The organism is Bacillus sp. FJAT-27001 (assembly GCF_019039175.1).
In the GTDB taxonomy this organism is placed as follows: domain Bacteria; phylum Bacillota; class Bacilli; order Bacillales; family Bacillaceae; genus Bacillus; species Bacillus velezensis.
Window position 1 is genome coordinate 194435 of sequence record NZ_JAHOAA010000001.1, and the last position, 20138, is coordinate 214572.

The following is a 20138-nucleotide window of genomic DNA, read 5'->3' on the forward strand; positions in this document are numbered from 1 at the left end:
GTCAGTTTTAATCCGCCGCCCTGCTCACCTTCGACCCTTCTTGCAGCTTCCCCACAAATATCCGATGAACAGCTTTCATCTCTTCCCTCTGTGGATCCCTGAGCGAAATCTGACTCTTCTCAAAACTGATCTGGCCTTGCATCGTGGGGCGCCAATTCTCATGCATCAATTTAATTCAGGATATTCGCATTTTGCTTTTCGTTAGCTGAATAACGCTTTATAAGAAGCGGAAAATTCTTGATTTACGCGCTGCACTTCCAATGTAAATTCACGTTCCTCTTCTGTCACTCGTCTGAGTCTGTCAGCTTTTTCTTGTGTATCCATGTCGGCACCTGGAGGAACGAACCGATTCGGTGCAATTCGTACAACATTTGTGATAACAGCATTGTATGAAATAAATGATCCTTCCTATAATTGGATTGTACACGATTGCTTTAAAACCGATGAATGTGTGATTTCCAAGATAACAAGGGCCATGAATGAGAGCATCATGTCCGACACTTACTTTGTTTCCGATATAAATGGAATATGCCTTATCTTTGACTGAAACAAATTGTTTTAACAAACCATGTAAAATGACTCCGTCTTGAAGATTTGTATGTGTGTTCCTTCATCTGCACGAATAGCAGCATGTGGCGCTACTTAACATTGTACTTTATTCTCACGTCTCCTTTCACGCTGGAAAACGGACTTATGAACGAGGTTTTATCGATTTTAAGGTATCTTTGAACCGGATTACATGATGTAACAGGGTTAGGGCTGATAAAGGGCAAAAACTTAGTGAGCCGGTGATTGTCAAATTTATCTTCCGTCAGCTTTTTATCGCTCAAAAAAACCTCCTTTGAAAACGTATCTATTTATGTATATATGTAAATTCTGTGCATTTGGAGAAGACACATGATATCCATAGATTCCTCCCTGCATGGCGCCCTCAACTTTTGTAGAGACACTTGTCCGCAAAAAATGTAAGGGTTTTCAAAAGGAGAGCAGTGTGCTAAATTGTAAGATAAGTAAAAATTTTCTGCTAATATTCGAAAGGGGTGCATGATTTGAAAGCAGTAGTAGCAACAAAAGACAAAAGTATAGCGATCGTACAAAAAGAATTACGTCCTTTACGACATGGTGAAGCCAAAGTTAAGATGGAATACTGTGGTGTATGTCATACTGACTTGCATGTTAAAAATGCTGATTTCGGGGATGTTACTGGCGTCACTTTAGGTCATGAGGGAATAGGCATTGTGACTGAGATTGGTGAAGGTGTAACAAGTTTGAAAAAGGGCGACCGCGTCTCTATTGCCTGGATGTTTGAAAGCTGTGGCTGCTGTGAATATTGCTTAACTGGCCGTGAAACCTTGTGCCGTGATGTAAAAAATGCCGGTTATACAGTTGACGGCGCAATGGCTGAAGAAGCAATCGTAGCGGTTGATTATGCAATAAAGGTGCCGGAAAATTTAGACCCTGCATCAGCAAGCAGCATTACTTGTGCAGGTGTAACAACTTATAAAGCCGTTAAAGTCAGTGAAATTAAGCCAGGTCAATGGATCGGTGTATTTGGAGTCGGCGGTTTAGGCAACTTGGCTGTTCAATATGCAAAAAATGTCTTTAACGCTAAAGTGATTGCGTTCGACATTAGCGACGAAAAATTGAATTTTGTTAAGAGCTTAGGCGCTGATGCGGTTGTAAACAGTTTAAACGAAGACCCCGTCGCTAAAGCAAAAGAAGTGACTAACGATTTAGGGCTTGATGCTGTGGTCATCACGGCTGTCTCTAAAACCCCTTTCAATCAAGCGATTGATGTTGTAAAAGCAGGAGCCCGCGTAGTCGCTGTCGGTTTACCGGTGGACAAAATGGATTTAGATATTCCCCGTCTCGTGTTAGATGGAATTCAGGTAGTAGGTTCATTAGTAGGTACCAGAGAAGACCTGAAGGAAGCTTTTCAATTTGCTGCAGACGGTAAAGTTGTACCTAAAGTGACAAAACGCCCGATTGAAGATGTGAATGATATTTTTGAAGAAATGGAGCAAGGTAAAGTGACCGGCCGCATGGTTATCGATTTTACTTCCTAATCATTAAGGCTGCCGGGAATGATACGGCAGCCTTTGATCTCGATTCTTGCTCGGCGCCCCACCCAAACTGAATGAGACTTTGTCATTTAGTTCAGAAAAGAAACTTTGCAGACCATTCGTCGGTTATTCATTTTGCAAGTACTGCCTGAACTAACCCTGATACCAATATAATGCCAGGTCATTCATTGCCGAAGCGTAGCCCTGCTGTCTTAACATAGTTGTTATGCTGCCCTGATGATAAGTTCCGTGATTGGCAACATGGAATAAAATTTCTGAGTAAGCAGTTTCTCTGTAACCTAACCAAGGGTTATTTAAGTTCATTTTTTGTTCTACATCGGTTTGGCTATTCATCCATTCTTCAAACTGTGAAGCCAGTTCTTCATAAGACGCCGCAAATTCATCTGATATTCAATAAAACGGCTGTTGAACCTTTGCTATGTATACAGCTTCATCTTCACAGGCCCAATTTAATCTGCATAATAGTTCACTGAATCTTTCAACAATTTTAGATAAACATCTTCTTTTTATAGAGATGTTCGTTCAATCGACATCCTTGTGATATATATGGTAAAATTTATAGAAACAAAGGAGTGTTGTTACATATGAGTCTTATCATTTTAGCATCCATGCTTTTATGGGGTGCAGTGATCCACGAGCTAAACAAACCTTCAAAAAAGCAAAGTAAACGAAAAATGATCCCTTTGGTATCCCTCAGTTCTTTATCTACTTTAATCATCACAATTTCGCTTTTTTCTAATTTAATTGGTTGATATTTGTTATGAGGAAACCCGCCAGAGGTTCCTCATAACACTAAAAACCTACTCACTGCACTTTTTACAGCAGACCTTATCAGAGTGTTTGCTTAACACTTTATCCATTCTCCCCACAGGCATCTTCTTCTCACTCGGAAGTGTAAGATAAGCTGTTATCTCATCCCCTGATTTTAATGTTTTTCCGCAGATAGAGCATTTTAACTCAGTATTAAAGAAATTTTTTAATCCCATTCATAAGCCTCCTTATTTACCTTTATAAAGTAATACGTTAATGCTTTATAAAAGTTTCAGGTTAAAGAAATACTCCTTGCCTGGGAATATACTTCGTTTCAGTTGATCCGCAGCCGCCCCGGCATCGTTATACCCTCGCTCAATCAGGAAGCTTCTTCCTTATATCCTCTACGACATTAAATGCGGGGAAAACGTTCATTCAGGAATTCAGCGTTAACCAAAAAGGAGAATACATCCTGAAATATGATAGCGGCACCGGTGATAGTGTCGATGGTTTCTTTAGATCTGTTGAGATCTAAATTCCGTTAGGAAAGTCGGCAGTTTTGCCGACTTTCTTTTACAAGCATTCTGCAGGAATAAACGTAAAGTTTCGAATAAACATATGACCTTTTTGAAACGGAAACTTTATCTGCACCACAAACCCGCAAGCAGCCTCCTTTTATCTTACCTTCCGTCCCTTTGTGATTTGTCGTATACTGCGCTTGCCCAGGAAATGATGAATATTTTCGTTAACTATAATTTCCCTGTACCTCTTCGTATGTGGCTCTGCATGATGAAGTAACTTCATGGCTCACCACTTTCATACACAGTTTTATTGCATGTTTAGCCATATCCCTCCTCTTTAAACAGCAAACCGTCCCATCCATTTCTCTCTTTCAGTTAACCTCCCATTATTTTATTGTTTTAGAAGCTCTTCATTTTAGACATAACATTCATTTTTTCTTATTTAGACTTAAATCTATGTCGAATTTTATCGTCCGGCATATTATGTACTATCCTAACAACAGGAGGTGGCAATAATATGGGGAACTACGGTGGAAATTATGGCGGAAGCTCTTTCGTATTGATCGTTGTGCTGTTCATTTTGTTAATCATTGTAGGTGCTGCATTCCTTTTCTAGCACATTGACGATTTATATTCGTCTCCCAAACATTGCATCCCTTAGTTCGGACAGACGCCATAAGAAGTTTTATGGCGTTTTTACTTTTTAAAAAAACCAATCTGAGATAAACATTTTTTATTTTTACTCTGGTAAGCGGGAGAGTTTCCTCCCCTGCCTGCGCCAATATTGCCGCTATGAAGAATGAGGCGAACAATCCAAAAGGCGTTGTGATCCATTCTTTAAAAACGATTCCGAAAATCAACAATTCGCAAGCAGTTCCATATAAAATAGCTAAACCAGTGATTGCCCATTGGCTAATATTCTTATCGCCTAAACAATCTGATACATATCCAGTCCAACCGCTCATCATGTTTGATGATGGGCCCGTTGTATCTTCTGCAGACTTTTCTCTTTCAAAGACACTAGACTTATCTTCATCTTTAACGCCATTAACCCAAAATGTCATTTTGTTTTGAATAAAGACTTGTTCATGAACATAGCCCCTAAATAGTTGTTATTAATTCATCAGGATTACAAATGTTGTGAACTTAAAAAGGATATTACTCACCTCCTTTATAAAATTGTCATTCGTTAGATTTAGTCACTGAATCTTTTTTGTTGTTTGGTATCTTAGCGGCCTTCCACACTCATTTAAAAAGGGTCCGCCCACAAAATACGGTGTTCACACATTAAGTCATTTTCACATAAAAAAAACCGGATTCCTCCTCTAAGAGGTTCCGGCTTTTCTTAGTAAAATGCGGGAAATATCTGGTGACGTGCTGCACACCCCGCTATTATAATATTTCAATAGAGCCTTCTGTTCCATGAACGCGTATTCGCTGCCCATCTTTTATCAATTGGGTTGCATTTTCAACTCCGACAACTGCAGGTAAGCCGTATTCACGCGCGATAACCGCTCCGTGGGTCATCAGTCCGCCAACTTCAGTGACCAGGCCTTTTATGGATACAAACAATGGTGTCCAGCTGGGATCAGTATAGGAGGTAACTAATATATCCCCATCTTCCAAATCGGCATCTTCCATGTTTAAAATAACCCGTGCCCGCCCCTCTATGACTCCCGAGGAAACGGGCAGCCCTGCAATCGCTCCGGCCGGGAGATTTTCTCGTTTGTACTCGCCTGTAACGATTTCACCGTCAGATGTGATAACACGCGGCGGAGATAGTTTTTCATATACTTGGTACTCGCCTTTTCGTGTGCTGATGATTTGGTAATCCAATTTATGTGTGCGTACGACTTCCTGAAGTTCTTCAAAAGTGAGATAGTATATGTCCTCTTTTTCATGAATAACGCCCGCTTTTGCGAGTTGTTCGGCTTCTTTCAGTAAAGCCTGCTTATAAACGAAGTAGCGGCTGATCATGCCGTATTTTGGATATTCTCTGAACCCGCTGAAGTTCCGGATGATGCGGATCATTCGTTTAGTTTCTTTGGCTTTTTGTTCACCATCCGGTAATTGCTTCAATCGGTCTAATAACTCTTGTTCTTTCTTCAACGCCTCCCGCCGCCCTTGCTCAAATTTCCGCTGGCTGGCATTTGGCTCAAAGTTTTTGAGATTATTAAGAATCATAGGGACAAGTGCAGTTGGTTTTTCGCTCCATCGAGTTCTTGTCATATCAATTTCTCCGGCACATCGCATTCCGTACTTGTTGAGATAAGCATAGATAGCGTCACGGGTTTCCCGCCCGCCTTCAAACGTCACCAGCCCATCCAAAAAGTGATCATCTTTTACATTCTCTAAATAGGCAATTACTTCTGGATAAGGGCGGATCACATCGGCGACGTCCAATAGCGCAAGCCCCATTTCTGAAGTAATATTATGGGGTACAGATTGAGAAAGCGTATCTGCTGCGTTTTTTTCACCTAACCACTCGTTCATTTTTTCGTTAATCCATGATGAAGCATCCATTGCAGTTCGAATCAACACCGAACTTTTTGGGTTAAATAGAATCTTCTTTAATTCCTTGATATCTTCCAAAATAAAACGAAATAAATCAGATCCTGATTTCGTCTGGATGTTTTGTTTTAACTCTTCTATCGATGCTTGACTGCTCTTAATCAAATCAGAAACAATTGCCGGATCGTTTTCAGCTTGTTCCGGCATATCTGCATCGCCTTTGCCGGGAATCGGTGCCGTTTTATCAGGTATCGGCTTAATGAAATCATCTCGCTCTATTATGGTCATAAGTGCGTCTTTTAAGAGCGGATCGTGCTGCCCCATGCCTTTTAAGAAAACTTCTCTGACATTAGGGGATGCCAGTTGATGTGTGACATCAACGAATAGCCTTCCGCCGGCTTTACGCATGGGTGCAGCAGTCGTCAACAGAAAAAAAGACAATCCAAGGGGTTTTATGGGATCCGTCATCATTTGCTGATGACCAACAGAGATATAGACGTGATTTTCTTGATCGTTCGCTTCAGGAACGGGGTATAACGTTGTGATCGGACGACTTTGAACAATATAAAAAGTATCGCGGTCCAAACACCATTCGATATCTTGCGGCTGGCCGAAATGAGCTTCGATCTGTCTCCCGATACGTGCCAGCTGTAAAATTTGTTCATCAGTCAGTGTTTGAATCTTTTGCTGATCAAGAGCGATCTCCTGTGTTTCTGTTCCGCCTTCTTTTCGTCCATAGATAGCCAATTTTTTAGTTTCTATTCTCTTATCGACGATTTGCCCGTCCTGTACTTTATAACAATCGGCAGAGACTAATCCGGAGACCAGTGCTTCACCAAGTCCAAAACCGGCATCGATGGATAGCAGCTTTCGGTTTCCGGTCATCGGATCAGCGGTAAATAAAATTCCCGAAGCCTGAGGGAACACCATCCTTTGGGTGATAACGGATAAATAAACTTGGCTGTGATCAAACCCATTTTTCATACGGTAAATGACAGCGCGATCCGTAAATAGGGACGCCCAACATTTACTGATATGCTGCAAGATCGCATCGACGCCGGTAATATTTAAATAGGTGTCTTGTTGACCGGCAAAAGAGGCATGCGGCAAATCCTCAGCTGTCGCACTGGAACGTACGGCATAGGCATGTTCTTCGCCGAACCGGGAGAGATGATAAGCAACTGCTTTGACTACATCTGAAGGAATTTCTGCTTCCATAATGGTTTGCCGGATTTTTTTGCTGACTTCACCAATTTGATCCCGATTCTCCACTTTCAGCATGGTCAGTTGATCCAACAGCGCTTGTAACGTTTCGTTTTGTTCAATGGCTTTTTGATATCCTGCGGTTGTGACACAAAATCCTTCCGGTACTTGTATTCCTTGAATTTTTGATAATTCCCCTAAATGTAACCCTTTTCCTCCAACGAGCAAAGGCTGTGTTTTTTCAATTTCGTGAATGCCGAGAACCAAAGAACTCATTCTATATCTCCCCTTCAAAAAAATTTGACAAGAGCTTTTCAGCATGATATAATCATAATATAAGATGGATAACTATGACTTTCACACAAAAAGCGCGCGTGTTCTGATTATATCACCGTGTCTGTTTTTGTGCAATATAAAAAGAACCTGGCCAATTTGGCGAGGTTCTTTCTTCATTTTTGTCGAAAGCTCTTTAAAGCTGTATTGAGATCTTTTGTGTGAACGTAAATGTTCTTATACAACTCGAATAGTTTTTTATATTTTTGAACATTTTGTTCTTTTGGATAAAATGCAGCTGCTTCATGAATGAACTGCTCTGCACATTCTTCAAGAGAGTCAAACCACCCGCTTCCGAAGGCAGCTAACATCGCAGCCCCCATGGCGGGACCTTGTTCATTCTCTAACTTAACAACCCTCGTATTGAAAATATCAGCCTGCATTTGAAGCCACGTTTCATTTTTAGCTCCCCCGCCAATAGAGACAACCGTATCAACTGATTTTCCCGCTTCGCGGAATAGCTCAATTGATTCATATAAAGAGAATGTGATGCCTTCCATTATCGCCCTCAAAAAGTGCTCTCTTTTATGGGCTCCGTCCATTCCGATCAAGCTTCCCCGAATAGATGAATCAGCATGCGGCGTTCTTTCACCGACTAAGTAAGGAGTGTACAGCAGTCCATTTGCTCCTATCGGAATAGCTTCCACCCCATCCAATAATTGTTCAAACGATTCGTTCGGCGCAAACGTTCTTTTGAACCAGTCTAAGCTGTATCCAGCAGCGAGCGTGACTCCCATCGTATAAAAAGAATCCTTCTTTCCATGATTAAAAAAGTGCACTTTCCCTTTAAAGTCCCTTTCTTTGTCTTCTTCACAGGAAAGTATGACTCCTGACGTCCCGATACTGCATAATGTTTTTCCGGAAGAAAGAATACCGGCTCCGACAGCACCGCAAGCATTGTCTGCTCCCCCGGCGTACACTTTTGTTTTTTCCAACAGCCCAGTCTCCGCCGCAACGCTCGGAAGCAGCGATCCTACACAGTCATGGGATTCAACAAGCGGAGGACAAATTTCCGCTGAAATACCATATTGATTGCAAATCTCATCGCTCCACTCTTTGCGGGTCATATGTAAAAGTAACGTTCCCGCCGCATCGGAGTATTCAGTGTGAATGGCGCCAGTCATGCGGAATCTCACATAGTCTTTCGGAAGCAAAAAAACAGCGGTTTTGTTAAAAAGTTCAGGCTCATGTTCCTTCACCCATAACATTTTAGGTAATGTAAACCCTTCAAGGACACGGTTTTTTGTGATATCAAGCAGATGATCGCCAAATGTCTCGGTCATCCTGCTACATTGAGGCGTCGTTCTGGTATCATTCCAAAGAATCGCATGACGCAGCACCTGCTGATCTTGATCAAGCAGTACTAACCCATGCATTTGTCCTGAATAGCTAATCCCGTCAATATCCCCGGGTTGAACGTTGGATATCGAAATCAATTCAGCCAATGCTTCAATTGTTTGCTGCACCCAGTCTTCAGGATTTTGCTCACTATATCCCGCCTTCTCTTGGATGAGCGGGTAACTTTTGGACGTTTCTGCACAAACCTTGCCGTTTTGATTGACTAAAATGGTTTTAACGGCACTCGTACCAAGATCTATTCCAATGACATACTTCATTTTTTCACTCCTTCCTCTCTAAATAGATCCCCATTGAATTGACCCGCCATAACAGTAACTTCATGACGGGCAATTCCGGGAACTCGGCTGCCTGCATCTTTTTATAGCGGGATCTGGAGCTTCTTTTTTCATTTGTTATACCTCTAAAATGTATTGGTTTAATATCGCTTTTAACCGCTCCTGTCTCCCTGATTCATTTTTAATTGGCTGATTGTTCAGCGCATATTGCTCAAGTGTCTTAAAATTAGCTCTTCCTTCTGCAATTTCAAGACCAATCCCTTCAGTAAAGCTGCGGTAACGGTGTTGAATCACATCTTCAAACACACGATCTTCGATTAATTTGTGGGCGGCTTTCAACCCTCTTGCAAATGTATCCATCCCTGCAACATGGGCATATAGTAAATCATCAGGCTCAAAAGAAGATCTCCTGACCTTTGCGTCAAAGTTTAATCCTCCGCTTCCAAGACCGCCATTTTGCAGGATTTCGTACATTGCTAATGTCGCAGAATATAAATCTGTCGGAAATTCATCTGTGTCCCAGCCTAAAAGCGGATCACCCTGATTCGCGTCAACAGAGCCAAGCAAGCCATGCACTCTCGCCATGCGTAATTCATGTTCGAATGTATGCCCGGCTAATGTGGCATGATTGGCTTCGAGATTTAATTTAAAATGATTGTCTAACCCATATTGCTTTAAAAAGGCAATGGTTGTTGCTGCGTCCGTATCATATTGATGGGTGGTCGGCTCTTTTGGTTTTGGTTCAATCAAAAACTGCCCTGTATACCCGATTTCCTTCGCATAATCCACTGCCATATGCATAAATCTGGCCATATTATCAAGCTCAAATTTTAAATCGGTATTTAACAAAGTTTCGTACCCTTCACGTCCGCCCCAAAATACATAGTTCTCGGCGCCAAGCTCTTTTGCTGTTTCTAATCCTTTTTTTACTTGGGCTGCGGCATACGCAAATACATCTGCATTACAAGAAGTCGCCGCACCATGGACGAAACGGGGATTCGTAAACATATTTGCAGTATTCCATAATAGCTTAACGCCGCTGGTTCTCATGTAGTCTTTTATCATGTCCACGATTATATCCAGATTTTGATTTGTCTCTTTTAACGTACTTCCTTCCGGTGCGATATCCCGGTCATGAAAAGCAAAAAATGGCGCATCCAGTTTTTCAAACAGCTCAAACGCTGCATCTACCCTCGCTCTCGCCAGATCCATGCCTTTATAGTGATCCCACGGTCTCTGCATCGTAGCTGCGCCAAAAATGTCTGTGCCGTCAGCGGTAAATGTATGCCAATAGGCAATAGAAAATCGCAAATGCTCTTTCATCGTTTTTCCGCCAATTACTTCTTGAGAATTATAGTATTTAAATGCTAAAGGATTCGTGGATTCTTTCCCTTCGTAAATCACTTTGTTTGCGCTTTCAAAATAGTTGACTGAACCGGAATGAGAGTGAGCCATGTGTGATTTCCCCCTTAAAAATAAATTCTAAACATGATCATTCAAATACAGATGCTTTTATGTCATGTTACACATTAGTTTGTTGCCCAAACAAACTAACTTATTTTCATCTTATATAACCTCATCAGTATTTTCAATATTTTTTTTAGTTTTTTACGAACACATTAGATATAATAAAGGTTGGATTCGCTATGTACTGCGTTTCGCACGATAACACAGAACGTTCAACTTAATTTAAAGATTATACAAATGGAGTGGATGAAGTGGATATCGCTGATCAAGCCTTTGTCAAAAAAGTTAACCAAAAGTTATTACTAAACGAAATACTTAAAAATTCACCTATTTCAAGAGCAAAATTATCTGAAATGACCGGATTAAATAAATCAACTGTTTCGTCACAGGTAAACACATTAATGAAAGAAAACCTCGTATTTGAAATCGGTCAGGGACAATCAAGCGGAGGCAGAAGACCCGTTATGCTTGTTTTTAATAAAAAAGCAGGATACTCCGTAGGAATAGATGTTGGCGTGGATTATGTTAATGGCATTTTAACAGATCTTGAAGGGACGATCGTCCTTGATCAACACCATCATTTGGAATGCAATTCTCCAGAAATCACTAAAGATATTTTAATTGAGATGATTCATCACTTTATTGCAAAAATGCCGCAATCTCCATACGGTCTTATTGGTATAGGGATATGCGCGCCCGGGCTGATTGACAAAAATCAAAAAATTGTTTTCGCTCCGAACGCCAACTGGAGAGATATTGACTTAAAATCTTTCATCCAAAAGAAGTTCAATGTGCCCGTTTTTATTGAAAATGAGGCAAATGCCGGTGCATATGGAGAAAAAGTATTTGGTGCTGCAAAAAATCACGATAACATTATTTATGCAAGTATCGGTACAGGAATAGGGATCGGCGTTATGATCAACAATCATTTATATAGAGGGGTTGGCGGATTCTCTGGAGAAATGGGACATATGACAATAGACTTTAAGGGTCCTAAATGCAGCTGCGGAAACCGAGGCTGCTGGGAATTGTATGCTTCAGAGAAGGCTTTATTAACATCTCTTCAGACGAAAGAGAAAAAAGTGTCCAGCCAAGATATCATAGACCTTGCCCATCTGAATGATGTTGGAACTTTACAGGCATTACAGAATTTTGGTTTCTATTTAGGAATAGGCCTGACCAATATTTTAAATACATTTAATCCGCAAGCCATCATTTTAAGAAACAGCATCATTGAATCGCATCCTATGGTTTTACATTCAATTAAAAGCGAAGTGTCATCCAGGGTTTATTCCCAACTAGACAATAGCTATGAATTATTACCATCTATCTTAGGAAAAAATGCCCCTGCTCTAGGAATGTCCTCTATTGTTATTGATCATTTTCTCGACATGGTTCATAACTGAAATGTACATACTTCTATGTTTTACGCTCATCTTTAAAGATGGGTTTTTTTATTCTAGGAGTATTTCTGAATCAATACTGACATAGGCACCTTCTAATATGAAAAAGGAGTTCTAAAATAGAAATCTCCTTTTTCATGTGCTAATTATTTTTCTTTATAACGAAAATATCTGAAGTCGGCCGGAATATGATGACCGCTCGTATCTTGGCATTGCATCCCTACAAAAGCTCCTGTAAAGAATCCCCCGCCGCGGATGTAATCATCTGATAATTTTTTCGATTCTAATGCAATGTCGATTTTGTGCCAATCTTCTTTGTTAAATGAATACAAATAATAATATTTTTCGTTTTCAATATTCACTTTTAAATAGACATACTTGACTTCACAAGGAATCACAATTTTATTTTTTAACGGTTGTGAAAAAGAAAAGTTATCACATATCGTTAATTCAAGAATACGGCCAAGTTCTTCATCATACGTGACTTGAAGAGCCGTCCAGTTCTCTGTATTGTAATAGTTCACCAAACCAGCAGCTTGCTGAAAATTTTCCGGATAAAACGCAACAGCCGTTTCCGCTTCAAAATGGAGGCTTTGCCAGCGTCTGGCTACAAATGCCTGAGTAAATGTCGAAGTTAAGGATTCATGGCCATATAATCGTAAATGATTTGGCGCTTGAGTTAATGATCCTAATTTCTCCGTAAACGGAATTCTTAACGTTTGAAAATTAATATTTAATGTTGCATCCTCAAATTCATCAACTTCCGGATAGGTTTCTTCAAACATTGTTTCAGGTATAGAAGGCGCATCCACCTCCAAGCTCCCTTCTTTTCCACCTTCTACATAAGGCCAGCCATCTTTCCAATAGAGTTTTTGAATAGCAGTTTCTCTGCCCAAAGGACAATATCCCCTCTGCTGAAAAATTGAATCATCGTCCGGATGAATGGGACGTCCCGTTAAATGAGCTAAATACCACTCACCTGTATGTGTTTGTACAATGGATGCATGTCCGCATTTTTGCAGCGGATTTTCCGGCGCATGCCATGACGTTAAGATAGGATTATCAGGATGTACTTCATATGGACCCTCAATATTTGCAGAACGGGCAATTGTAGCAGCATGTTCGAACCGTGTTCCTCCTTCTGCGGTTAATAAATAATAATAGTTCCCGATACGGTAAAGGTGCGGCGCTTCTGTCAGCTTTCTTTCAGTTCCTTTAAAAATCACTTTCGGTTTACCGATTAGTTTTTGCTCCTTATCAGAATATTCCTGCATGACAATGCCTCCAAAGGAGTGCCGATCAATACGCTGATCCCATAACATATTTAATAAATATTTTTTCCCATCCGTATCATGGAACAAAGAAGCATCAAAACCCGAGCTGTTTAATGTGATCGGCTCCCCCCAATCACCATCAATCGTGTCACAAGTCACTAAATAATTGTGGCAATCTTTCCAGGCGCCATCTACTACCTTAACATCCGTATAGATCAGCCAAAACTTTCCGTCGCTGTAACTTAAACATGGCGCCCAGACCCCGCCTGAATTAGGATTTCCTTTCATGTCTAATTGCGAAACTCTCTTTAATGGATGTGCAACTAAGCGCCAATTGACTAAATCTTTTGAGTGGTGTATCTGGACTCCCGGAAACCACTCAAATGTAGATACAGCGATATAATAATCCTCTCCAACCCTGCAAATACTCGGATCGGGGTTGAATCCTTTAAGTACTGGATTGGTAATCTTCATTTTGAACTCCTCCTCAGCTATTTTCTGTTGACTCATCATGTTTTAAGCTTTGAAATCGTCAATATGATCCAAATAAACTTTGTCTCTATTCTCTAATTCTCGAACCATGCTTTTATATTTTTTCTCATCTAAGTTATAGAAATTAATATCAATCATGGCCAGAACCAGTAAGAACACGGGAATAATGGTTGTTGTAATTAAAATTCCCGTCAATGCCTCCGGCGTTTGCACCTGATTTGCCACATATCCAAACTGATCTAGAACCAAACCCGGTACAACCCCTCCCAAGGCCATGCCAAATTTAAAGAAAAATCCGATAATAGCGTATATAAGACCGCCCATTCTTTTCCCGGTCTTATACTCTCCATATTCTATTGTTTCAGGAATAAGCGCCCACATATATCCCCCGGCAGTGAGACTTCCTGCAGCAGCCAGCAATCGAAAGGAAAGTATCAGGAATACATTACTTGACGGAACGAAAAGTAAAGCTAAGAGGCCGATCATATTCAGTAATAATGCATAGTTTAGTAATTTCTTCTTCCCTAATAATTGATGAAGCTTTGGAATAAACGGTAAAATGACCAAAGCAGGCAAACTTCCCAACAAACCGTACCACTTCACTAAATCCGCTCTTTCTAAATTATACGTTACGTAATAGATGCCAACCGAATTACTGATTGAATTCACTCCAAAAATAATAATAAAGAAAATACTTAATACAACTAGAGGCCGATTAACACGAAATTGCTCAAATATATCCGAAAATTTAATTTTTTCTTCGGATTTTTGAAGCGTGACACGCTCTTTTGTGCTTTTAAAACAAAAGATTAAAAGGCACCCGCCTATAACTCCCATAATACCCATGGTTAGCTGCCAGCCAAGAGATTCGCTGCCGGAATTATCGCTTAAATAAGCAGCCAGTAAGGGAACAAAAAATGCAACGACAAGTCCTCCAAGATTTGCAAATAACATACGGACAGACGTTATACTAACAACTTCTTGATTATTTCTGGTCATTGCAGATGTTAACGCGCCATATGGCACGTTTATCATGGTGTATGTAAGCGATAAGCCGACATAGGTGATATAGGCATATATTAATTTCCCCATATCCGAAAAATCCGGGGTTGTAAAACAGAGTATTGCCAATATGACAAAGGGAAAAGCTCCGAATAAAAGATACGGTCTGAAGCGGCCAAACCTGCTATTTGTTCTGTCAACTATTGTTCCAATAAAAGGATCAGCGAGAGCGTCGATGATTCTAACCACTAAAAACATCGTACCGGCTGTTGCTGCCGATAAACCAAAAACATCTGTATAGAAGAACAAAAGATACGTAGACACTGTTGCATAAATTAAATTACATGCAAAATCTCCAGACGCATATCCAACTTTTTCAACCATGCTGATCTTCTTTACATTTTCACTGAGCATGATTTCTCCCCTTTTCGATCCTTTACATAAGGAACATGATGAATGGTATAACATTTCTTTAAAATTATCAGCCAGTGAGCGGCGTATAAAAGCGCTTTCAAAAATGACAACGGTTTACTTTCACAGAGCATTTTCAACATCCAAATGGTGATCAGATAGCAGTGAACAGGATAAAAGCTTGGCTTTCGCTTTTTATATACCTCCAATTAAATCGATCCTCTTATCCCCCTCCCATTTAAGACCTTTACATGATGGACAATTAAAGTGGTTTTATTAGTTTGTTGATCGAACAAACTAACTTGATTTCATATTATAAAATCTTTTCTGCTTTTTCAACTCTTTTTTCAGAGAATTTAAAACCGACCAAAGAACATACCATGTTGTAATTGCCGACTGCTTCGACAGACGTTAAGTAAAAACCCCCTGTGTCACCTGACTGACTTATTAAATGATAAGCACTTCCATCATCTTGTGTTTAGAAAAACTTATTAAGAAACATGCACTAGAAAAAATGCGAATCATATATAAGTGATATCCCGTTTAATTGGTTGAGGAGGATATTATGAAACCTATGCTGCCTTTTGAAAAATATTTTGGGGATTTAGAACTGGTTTATGCATTTTATGGAGCTATGCCTACTGGTGTTACTGTTTCAGAAACTGGTCGTATTTTCATTTGTTTTCCGAAATGGGGAGACGATGTTAAATTTACGGTGGCGGAAATAATTGGGGATAAATTGCAGCCTTATCCTGATTTACAAACCAATTTGGTTAACCCTGAGAATATCAAAATGACTTTCATCAGTGTCCAAAGTGTAGTTACTGATGGAAGAGGAACCCTTTGGGTACTAGATACGGCGGCACCCAATTTTTCTGAACCAATTAAAGGCGGGGCAAAATTAGTCGCTGTTGATTTAAAAACCAATACAATCAGCAGAGTTTATACCTTTACAGAAGATGTTGTCCTTCCAACAACTTACCTGAATGATGTCCGATTTGATTTTCGTGTTGGAACTGCAGGTTATGCCTATATAACGGATTCTTCTTCCAAAGGACCAGGAGCTATTATCGTCGTGGATTTAGAAACCGGAAACGCATTTAGACGGTTAAATGGAGCAAATCCAACTTCACCGGATTCCTATTTTATACCGAAAGTAGAAGGCAAAATTTTGATGAATCGTAACAGGGATGGTTCAACTTCCCCATTTAGGCTGGCATCCGACGGTATTGCGATTTCTCCTGACGGAAAGGTATTATTTTTTTGTCCACTGACCAGCCGTCATCTGTTCTCGATCTCAACAGAAGCCCTGAGAGATAGAAATATACCGGACATGGATTTACTTTATCATGTGGCGTATTGGGGAGAAAAAGGCGCGTCTGATGGAATGATTACAGATGCAAAAGGAGCCATTTATGCCGGAGATTATGAGAACAATAGTATTCGAAAGATGCTGCCGAATGGCACAATGGAAACCATCGCACATGATCCGAGAATTTTATGGCCGGATACTTTTTCGATTGGTCCGGATGAATACTTATATGTCATCGTGAACCAATTACATCGGCAGGCTAGATTTCATTATGGAAAAGACTTACGACAGAAACCTTATAGTTTACTTCGTATAAAAATTGATGAATTTCCTGCTCCTGCTTTTTGAAAATAAAAATGGCCGGTTCAATTTTAGAACATAATTAGCTTCATTTAGCCTTCATCCTAAACCGAATAAGGGATTACAATAAATACGTGTCCTCAATTATAACTTCAATTTTTTTTGGTCATATTCTGGTCAAGGACCAAAAATGTTGTTCTTTTAATCTTATGACCAAAACCAAAAAATCCCCTGGCACCAATAGTGCCAAGGGATTGAGAGATTAATACTGAGACATGTATTGTTCGCGCTCCCACGGATGAACCTGTGTGCGGAACATATCCCATTCGATTTCTTTTGCTTCGATGAAGTGTTCGAACAGGTGCTCACCGAGTGCCGCAACCATGACTTCGTTTGATTTGAATTCGTCGAGAGCTTCCGCCAGTGTCGCCGGAAGATCTACGATGCCGTTTTCCATGCGCTCTTCTTTGCTCATGACGTAGATGTTGCGGTCAATCGGAGCCGGTGCTTCAAGTTTGTTTTTGATTCCGTCAAGGCCTGCTGCAAGCAATACGCTTAACGCCAGGTACGGGTTTGCCGCCGGGTCTACGCTGCGGACTTCAACACGCGTGCTGATGCCGCGGGAAGCCGGGATACGGATCAGCGGGCTTCTGTTTTGCGCGCTCCATGCCACGTAGCAAGGTGCTTCATAGCCCGGAACAAGGCGTTTGTAAGAGTTCACTGTCGGGTTTGTGACAGCCGTAAAGCTTGTCGCGTGTTTTACGATACCGGCAATGAAATGTTTTGCTGTTTCACTCAGCTGAAGATCAGCGTCTTTATCAAAGAACGCGTTAACGCTATCTTTAAAGAGTGATAGGTTGCAGTGCATACCGGAACCGTTTACGCCGAACAGCGGTTTTGGCATGAATGTCGCATGCAGACCGTGTTTGCGGGCGATCGTTTTGACAACCAGTTTGAAAGTTTGGATGTCGTCACAAGAACGGATGGCACCGGCATATTTAAAATCGATTTCGTGCTGACCCGGAGCAACTTCATGGTGAGATGCTTCGATTTCAAAGCCCATTTCTTCAAGCTCAAGCACGATATCGCGGCGGCAGTTTTCTCCCAAGTCAGTCGGAGCCAGGTCGAAGTATCCGCCTTTATCGTTCAATTCAAGCGTCGGTTCGCCTTTTTCATCTAATTTAAACAGGAAGAATTCAGGCTCAGGTCCAAGATTGAAATCGCTGAAACCGAGTTCTTTCATTTCTTTCAGAATCCGTTTGAGGTTGTTACGCGGGTCACCTTCGAACGGCGTGCCGTCCGGATTGTAAATGTCACAGATGAAGCGTGCTACTTTACCTTTTTCAGCCGTCCATGGGAAGATTACAAATGTGTTCAGATCAGGATATAAGTACATATCAGACTCTTCGATACGGACGAAACCTTCGATGGAAGAACCGTCGAACATGCATTTATTATCAAGTGCTTTTTCAAGCTGGCTCACAGGAATTTCCACGTTTTTAATCGTTCCGAGAATGTCTGTGAATTGAAGGCGGATATACTTTACGTTTTCCTCATTTACTAATTTTACGATGTCTTCTCTTGTGTACTTTGCCATTTCGTAAAACTCCTCCTCTAAAAGGTAAATGTATATAGCAAAACAGTTGCTAACGGATTAATGAAAGAATCGGGACATGTCACCTTGGCGGAAAGTATTTCCCCGCTGGAAACGGCCTGCCTGCATCAGTTCGTTTTTCAGAAGCTTTCTGAGTTCGTCATCAGACAGATTGTGCTTCATCGGTTTGGCGGTTTTTTCGGATTTTTCTTCCGGTTCGGCAGATGCCTTATCCAGAATTTGTTTGATTCCCGCCATATTGACGCCTTGTTCAATCAGATTTTTGATTTCTAACAGTTTATCTACATCATGGAATGAAAATAATCGTCTATTTCCTTCGCTTCTCGCTGGAAATATCAATCCATTTTCCTCATAATATCGAATTTGCCGGGCAGAAAGTTCTGTTAACTGCATGACAATCCCAATTGGAAATAAAGGCATTGAGCGGCGAATGTTATCACTCATCTCAATTTCCTCCTTTTCTTATCTTAGTCTCATTATAGGTGATGTTATATTTTGTGTCAACACAATGTAAGGAATCTTAACATCAAATTCTTTGAAAATTGCAAACGGCCTAAATCAGCTCTTTTTCCATTAAAGCATTTACGGCGCTGCAAATCGCATTTTTCACGTGCGCGTAGGTTAATCCTCCTTGGACATACGCGACATAAGGCGGTCTGATGGGTCCATCTGCTGATAATTCAATGCTTGCTCCCTGTACGAATGTGCCCGCTGCCATAATGACATCGTCTTCATATCCCGGCATATAGCTCGGATAAGGCGTCACATGCGCATTAATCGGTGAAGCATATTGTATCGCCTGGCAAAAAGCGATCATCTTATCAGGGTCCTGAAACTCAACTGATTGAATCAGATCCGTTCTCGGCGCATTCCATGCAGGGTTTGACGTAAAGCCGAGCTTTTCAAGAAAACGGGCGGTAAATACCGCTCCCTTCAAGCTTTGCGCCACTACATGGGGAGCGAGAAAGAAACCTTGATACATTTCCTGCAGTGAATAAAGCGAAGCGCCGGCTTCACTTCCGATTCCCGGGGAGGTCATCCGGTAAGAGCAGGCCTCAATCCACTTGGCTTTCCCTACAAGATAGCCGCCCGTTTTAGCAAGGCCGCCGCCCGGGTTTTTAATCAGGGAACCGGCCATAAGATCCGCTCCGACATGGCAGGGTTCCCGCTCTTCTGCAAATTCTCCGTAGCAATTGTCCACAAAAACAATGACATCTTCTTTGATTTCCTTTACGAAACGAATCATCTCTTCAATTTCATTTATTCTGAAAGACGGACGATTCGCATATCCTTTTGAACGCTGGATGCCGATCACTTTTGTATTCGGCCGGATTGCAGCCCGGACCGCTTCAAAGTCCACTCTGCCTTCTGATGTTAAATCGACTGCATTGTAACCGATTTGAAATTCCTTAAGCGAGCCTGAATACTCCCCGCCTCTTACTCCGACGATTTCCTCGAGTGTATCGTAAGGCTTGCCTGTTATATAAAGCAATTCGTCCCCGGGTCTCAGCACACCAAAGAGCGCGATTGAAATCGCATGCGTTCCGGAAATGATTTGCGGCCGCACGAGTCCCGCCTCTCCTCCGAACACATCAGCATAGATCTTCTCCAGTGTATCTCGTCCGATATCATCATAACCGTATCCGGTTGAAGGCGTAAAATGCGTATCGCTTACTTTATGTTTTCTGTAGCTTTGCAGGACTCTCCATTCATTCCGTTCACTGATTTCTTCTATTCTTTTATGAACGGCGGAGATTTCCGCTTCTGTTTCTTCGGCGGTTTTTTGTAAAAGAGCGCCGTGGGTCAGTGTATCAAACATGTTGTGT

15 protein-coding genes and 1 pseudogene are annotated in these 20138 nt (G+C 41.1%); 4 read left to right on the forward strand and 12 right to left on the reverse strand.

What is annotated here, in order from left to right; translation table 11 throughout:
• Window positions 1-201: 201 nt before the first annotated feature.
• Window positions 202-324 carry an LbetaH domain-containing protein gene (locus BGM27_RS20705; protein ID WP_007410353.1) on the reverse strand — a complete coding sequence of 41 codons (123 nt, stop codon included), beginning with the start codon at window positions 322-324 and terminating at the stop codon, window positions 202-204.
• Window positions 325-1049: 725 nt separating this feature from the next.
• Here BGM27_RS20705 and adhP point away from each other — a divergent pair.
• Window positions 1050-2066, forward strand: a complete 1017-nt coding sequence (adhP, locus tag BGM27_RS00650; protein ID WP_007410355.1) for an alcohol dehydrogenase AdhP — start codon at window positions 1050-1052, stop codon at window positions 2064-2066.
• Between the two features lie 150 nt (window positions 2067-2216).
• On the opposite strand, the pseudogene BGM27_RS00655 reads toward adhP, so the two are convergent.
• Window positions 2217-2471 (reverse strand): annotated as a pseudogene (locus BGM27_RS00655) (DinB family protein); the annotation flags it as partial.
• A gap of 413 nt (window positions 2472-2884) precedes the next feature.
• Complete coding sequence (locus BGM27_RS00660; RefSeq protein ID WP_003154035.1) at window positions 2885-3070, reverse strand: hypothetical protein; 186 nt, start codon at window positions 3068-3070, stop codon at window positions 2885-2887.
• An 802-nt stretch (window positions 3071-3872) separates the two neighbouring features.
• On the opposite strand from BGM27_RS00660, the gene BGM27_RS00665 reads away from it, so the two are divergent.
• Entirely contained in the window at window positions 3873-3971 is a 99-nt protein-coding gene (locus BGM27_RS00665; RefSeq protein ID WP_003154037.1) for a YjcZ family sporulation protein, read from the forward strand.
• Here BGM27_RS00665 and BGM27_RS00670 read toward each other — a convergent pair.
• From BGM27_RS00670 to xylA, 4 genes are all read right to left on the reverse strand, one after another.
• Window positions 3943-4419 (reverse strand): hypothetical protein, encoded by a 477-nt coding sequence (locus tag BGM27_RS00670; RefSeq protein ID WP_007410356.1) that lies wholly within the window; start codon window positions 4417-4419, stop codon window positions 3943-3945. The two genes, BGM27_RS00665 and BGM27_RS00670, sit on opposite strands and share 29 nt — an antisense overlap.
• 328 nt (window positions 4420-4747) lie before the next feature.
• Window positions 4748-7345: a phosphoenolpyruvate synthase gene (ppsA, locus tag BGM27_RS00675; protein ID WP_007410357.1), complete on the reverse strand. Its 2598-nt coding sequence runs from the start codon at window positions 7343-7345 to the stop codon at window positions 4748-4750.
• A 173-nt stretch (window positions 7346-7518) separates the two neighbouring features.
• Window positions 7519-9018, reverse strand: coding sequence for a xylulokinase (gene xylB, locus BGM27_RS00680; protein WP_007410358.1), 1500 nt, complete (start codon window positions 9016-9018; stop codon window positions 7519-7521).
• 135 nt (window positions 9019-9153) lie between these two features.
• Complete coding sequence (gene xylA / locus BGM27_RS00685; RefSeq protein ID WP_007410359.1) at window positions 9154-10491, reverse strand: xylose isomerase; 1338 nt, start codon at window positions 10489-10491, stop codon at window positions 9154-9156.
• 263 nt (window positions 10492-10754) lie between these two features.
• Here xylA and xylR point away from each other — a divergent pair, with 263 nt between their 5' ends.
• Entirely contained in the window at window positions 10755-11909 is a 1155-nt protein-coding gene (xylR, locus tag BGM27_RS00690) for a transcriptional repressor XylR (protein ID WP_007410360.1), read from the forward strand.
• A 143-nt stretch (window positions 11910-12052) separates the two neighbouring features.
• On the opposite strand, the gene xynB is transcribed toward xylR, so the two are convergent.
• Both xynB and BGM27_RS00700 read right to left on the reverse strand, forming a co-directional pair.
• On the reverse strand, window positions 12053-13654 hold the full coding sequence (gene xynB, locus BGM27_RS00695; protein WP_007410361.1) for a xylan 1,4-beta-xylosidase: 1602 nt from the start codon (window positions 13652-13654) through the stop codon (window positions 12053-12055).
• A gap of 42 nt (window positions 13655-13696) precedes the next feature.
• Complete coding sequence (locus BGM27_RS00700; RefSeq protein WP_007410362.1) at window positions 13697-15088, reverse strand: MFS transporter; 1392 nt, start codon at window positions 15086-15088, stop codon at window positions 13697-13699.
• A gap of 562 nt (window positions 15089-15650) precedes the next feature.
• Here BGM27_RS00700 and BGM27_RS00705 point away from each other — a divergent pair.
• On the forward strand, window positions 15651-16745 hold the full coding sequence (locus tag BGM27_RS00705; protein ID WP_007410364.1) for an L-dopachrome tautomerase-related protein: 1095 nt from the start codon (window positions 15651-15653) through the stop codon (window positions 16743-16745).
• Between the two features lie 214 nt (window positions 16746-16959).
• On the opposite strand, the gene glnA is transcribed toward BGM27_RS00705, so the two are convergent.
• From glnA to BGM27_RS00720, 3 genes are all read right to left on the reverse strand, one after another.
• The gene (gene glnA, locus BGM27_RS00710) at window positions 16960-18294 is read right to left on the reverse strand and encodes a type I glutamate--ammonia ligase (protein ID WP_007410365.1); all 1335 of its coding nucleotides are present in this window, start codon (window positions 18292-18294) and stop codon (window positions 16960-16962) included.
• A 57-nt stretch (window positions 18295-18351) separates the two neighbouring features.
• A complete protein-coding gene (locus BGM27_RS00715; RefSeq protein WP_007410366.1) occupies window positions 18352-18756 on the reverse strand; it encodes a MerR family transcriptional regulator in 405 nt (134 codons plus the stop codon).
• Window positions 18757-18865: 109 nt separating this feature from the next.
• Entirely contained in the window at window positions 18866-20131 is a 1266-nt protein-coding gene (locus BGM27_RS00720) for a methionine gamma-lyase family protein (protein ID WP_007410367.1), read from the reverse strand.
• Between the last annotated feature and the right edge of the window lie 7 nt (window positions 20132-20138).

Bases quoted from the DNA above. Each gene is read 5' to 3' on its own strand.
- BGM27_RS20705 (WP_007410353.1), bottom strand. From the start codon at position 324: ATGGATACACAAGAAAAAGCTGACAGACTCAGACGAGTGACAGAAGAG.
- BGM27_RS00660 (WP_003154035.1), bottom strand. From the start codon at position 3,070: ATGGGATTAAAAAATTTCTTTAATACTGAGTTAAAATGCTCTATCTGC.
- BGM27_RS00665 (WP_003154037.1), top strand. From the start codon at position 3,873: ATGGGGAACTACGGTGGAAATTATGGCGGAAGCTCTTTCGTATTGATC.
- BGM27_RS00670 (WP_007410356.1), bottom strand. From the start codon at position 4,419: ATGACATTTTGGGTTAATGGCGTTAAAGATGAAGATAAGTCTAGTGTC.
- ppsA (WP_007410357.1), bottom strand. From the start codon at position 7,345: ATGAGTTCTTTGGTTCTCGGCATTCACGAAATTGAAAAAACACAGCCT.
- xylB (WP_007410358.1), bottom strand. From the start codon at position 9,018: ATGAAGTATGTCATTGGAATAGATCTTGGTACGAGTGCCGTTAAAACC.
- xylA (WP_007410359.1), bottom strand. From the start codon at position 10,491: ATGGCTCACTCTCATTCCGGTTCAGTCAACTATTTTGAAAGCGCAAAC.
- xynB (WP_007410361.1), bottom strand. From the start codon at position 13,654: ATGAAGATTACCAATCCAGTACTTAAAGGATTCAACCCCGATCCGAGT.
- BGM27_RS00700 (WP_007410362.1), bottom strand. From the start codon at position 15,088: ATGCTCAGTGAAAATGTAAAGAAGATCAGCATGGTTGAAAAAGTTGGA.
- BGM27_RS00705 (WP_007410364.1), top strand. From the start codon at position 15,651: ATGAAACCTATGCTGCCTTTTGAAAAATATTTTGGGGATTTAGAACTG.
- glnA (WP_007410365.1), bottom strand. From the start codon at position 18,294: ATGGCAAAGTACACAAGAGAAGACATCGTAAAATTAGTAAATGAGGAA.
- BGM27_RS00715 (WP_007410366.1), bottom strand. From the start codon at position 18,756: ATGAGTGATAACATTCGCCGCTCAATGCCTTTATTTCCAATTGGGATT.
- BGM27_RS00720 (WP_007410367.1), bottom strand. From the start codon at position 20,131: ATGTTTGATACACTGACCCACGGCGCTCTTTTACAAAAAACCGCCGAA.